Raw genomic sequence first — 560 nt, 5'->3', positions numbered from 1 at the left:
TCACGGTATCGCACTGGGATGTATCGTAGACGGATGTCCTCCGGGATTAGAAATTACAGAAGCAGATCTGCAAACGGATCTCGACCGTCGTCGTCCTGGCACATCACGTTACACCACACAGCGTCGTGAACCGGACGAAGTTAAAATTCTTTCTGGCGTGTTTGAAGGCAAAACCACAGGCACTTCAATCGGCCTGTTGATCGAAAATACCGATCAACGTTCAAAAGATTACTCAGATATCAAAGATAAGTTCCGCCCGGGACATGCTGATTACACTTACCACCAAAAATATGGCATTCGTGACTATCGAGGCGGCGGCCGTTCGTCAGCCCGTGAAACTGCGATGCGTGTGGCTGCAGGTGCAATCGCGAAGAAATATCTGAAAGATGAATTTGGCGTAGAAATCCGCGCTTACTTGTCACAAATGGGCGATGTTTCTATTGATAAAGTCGACTGGGACGAAATTGAAAACAACGCGTTCTTCTGCCCAGATGCAGACAAAGTGGAAGCGTTTGATCAACTGATCCGCGACCTAAAAAAAGAAGGCGATTCAATTGGTG

The 560-nt window shown here is 47.5% G+C and carries 1 protein-coding gene; it reads left to right on the top strand.

Features of this window, described 5'->3' with window-relative positions; genetic code table 11:
* Positions 1-560, top strand: a 560-nt coding sequence (gene aroC, locus R7E78_RS29220; protein ID WP_318059032.1) for a chorismate synthase, incomplete at both ends; no start/stop codon positions are given.

The sequence above is a fragment of the Vibrio sp. YT-19(2023) genome, from assembly GCF_033337395.1.
The sequence above is the reverse complement of the archived record's forward strand: the minus strand, read 5'-3'. Positions and strand labels throughout refer to the sequence as shown.